The organism is Micromonospora globispora, from assembly GCF_003857015.1.
Classification (GTDB): domain Bacteria; phylum Actinomycetota; class Actinomycetes; order Mycobacteriales; family Micromonosporaceae; genus Micromonospora; species Micromonospora globispora.
In genome coordinates this window covers 1-2,191 of sequence record NZ_QGGF01000648.1, presented here as the reverse complement: position 1 = coordinate 2,191, position 2,191 = coordinate 1, and the positions used below count along the sequence as shown (strand labels likewise).

General features: G+C 75.4%; 2 protein-coding genes. Both read left to right on the top strand.

Annotated features, from left to right (window positions below):
- Positions 1 to 177: 177 nt before the first annotated feature.
- A complete protein-coding gene (locus DKL51_RS31430) occupies positions 178 to 1,422 on the top strand; it encodes an MFS transporter (protein WP_109948189.1) in 1,245 nt (414 codons plus the stop codon).
- A gap of 105 nt (positions 1,423 to 1,527) precedes the next feature.
- On the top strand, positions 1,528 to 2,191 hold a 664-nt coding region (locus DKL51_RS31425), incomplete at its 3' end, for a homoserine kinase (RefSeq protein WP_148097901.1).

The following is a 2,191-nucleotide window of genomic DNA, read 5'->3' as shown; positions in this document are numbered from 1 at the left end:
GCCCCCGGACTGACCCCCCGCCCTCCTGACGCGCAGATTCCCGGAAAGCGTGGTCATGCCCCGCGCGACGGCCACGCTTTCCGGGAAACAGGCGGCGCCCGGGGGGCGTGGGTCGGATGGGCGACGGTGGTGGTCTGACGAGGCGGCGACGTCCGGCCGGTTGGGTAGGGTGCGGGCGTGTCACCCACCGTCTCGGTCCTCGTCCGCAACCGCGACTTCCGCAACCTCTTCCTGGCCGAGCTGGTGGTCTTCGGGTCCGACTGGTTCGTCATGGTGCCGCTGCTCGTGCTCCTGCCGAAGCTGACGGGCAGCGGCGTCTGGGGCGCGCTGGTGCTGGCCGTGGACACCGGCACCCTGGCGCTGATGCTGCCGTACACCGGCACCATCGCCGACCGGTTCGACCGGCGGAAGATCATGATGGCGGCGAACCTCGCCGCCCTGGCCGGCATCCTGCTGCTGCTCGGTGTCCGCAGCGCGGGGTCGGCGTGGCTGGCCCTGGTGTCGATCGCCGCCGTGGCGGTGGCGAAGGCGTTCTACTCGCCCGCCGCCCAGGCCGCCCTGCCCAACGTGCTCGACCCGGACGAGCTGGCCGCCGGCAACGCCATCGCCGGCTCGGCCTGGGGCACCATGACGGTGGTCGGCGCCTCGCTCGGCGGCATGCTGAGTGCCGCCGCCGGCCCGTACGTCAGCTTCTGGGTGGCGGCGGGCAGCCTGGCGCTCGCGGTGGGCCTGGCGGCGCTGATCCGGCGGCCGTTGCAGGCCGAACGTGACCCCGACCGGCCGACGCCCCGCACGTGGCCGGCGATCCGCGAGGCGCTGCGCTACATCGGGCATCAGCCCCGGGTCCTGGGTCTGGTCACCGTCAAGTCGGCGGTCGGCCTGGGCAACGGCGTGCTGACCGTCTTCCCGCTGCTCGCCGGCGTGTACGGGGTCGGTGCGCTGGGCACCGGCCTGCTCTTCGCGTCCCGGGGCGCGGGCGCCCTGGTCGGGCCGATCCTGATGCGCCGGGTGCTGACCAACCGCGCCTGGCTGCTGCCCGGGCTGGCCCTGTCCATGTCGCTCTACGGTCTGGCCTACCTGGGCACCTCGGTGGCGAGCTGGTTCCCGCTGGTCCTGGCGCTGGTCTTCGTCGCCCACTTCGGTGGTGGCAGCAACTGGGTGCTGTCCAACTTCGCGCTCCAGGGCGAGGTGCCGGACCGGCTGCGCGGCCGGGTCTTCGCCACCGACATGATGCTGGCGACGCTGGCCATCTCGGTCAGCCAGCTGGTGGTGGCCCTCGTGGTGGACGCGGTGAGCGAGCGGACGGTGCTGGCCGGCTGCGGCCTGGTCACCCTGGTCTACGCGGTCGGCTGGCGGTTCGCCACGCGGCGACTGTCGCTCACCGACTCGGCCGTCGACCCGGACCCGGCGCCGGCCCGCTGACGCCGGCCGGCCCGGCGGGCGGGGTGCCCCGGCACGAGGCGGACCGCGTTTCCCACGGTCCGGGCGATCCGGCGGACTGTCGGCCCCGCGCCCTAGCATGAGCCGGTGCCGTTGACATTCGAAACCGGTCCGGTCCGGGTCCGGGTGCCCGCCACCAGCGCCAACCTGGGGCCGGGTTTCGACTCGCTCGGGCTCGCCCTGGGGCTTTACGACGACGTCGCCGCCGAGGTCACGGCGGGCGGCGTGCGGGTGACGGTGACCGGGCAGGGCGCCGGCGAGCTGCCCGACGACGACCGGCACCTGGTGGCCCGGGCGATGCGAGCGACTTTCGACGCGCTCGGCGCCCAGCCGCCGGGGTTCGCGGTGGAGTGCGTCAACCGCATCCCGCAGGCCCGGGGCCTCGGTTCCTCGTCCGCGGCGATCGTCGCCGGCGTGCAGCTCGCCCGCGCCCTGGTGGCCGACGGCGCGCGGCTGCTCGACGACGACGCGGCGCTCCGGCTGGCCGCCGAGATCGAGGGCCACCCCGACAACGTCGCGCCCTGCCTGCTCGGCGGGTTCACCGTCGCCTGGACGGAGCCGTCCGGCGCCCGGGCGGTGTCGCTGGCGGTCGCCGAGGGCGTCCGGCCCACGGTCTTCGTGCCCGCGGAGCGGGGCCTCACCGCGGCCGCCCGGGCCGCCCTGCCGGCCACTGTGCCGCACGGCGACGCCGCGCTGAACGCCGGCCGGGCGGCGCTGCTGGTGCACGCGCTCACTGCGGATCCGGCGCTGC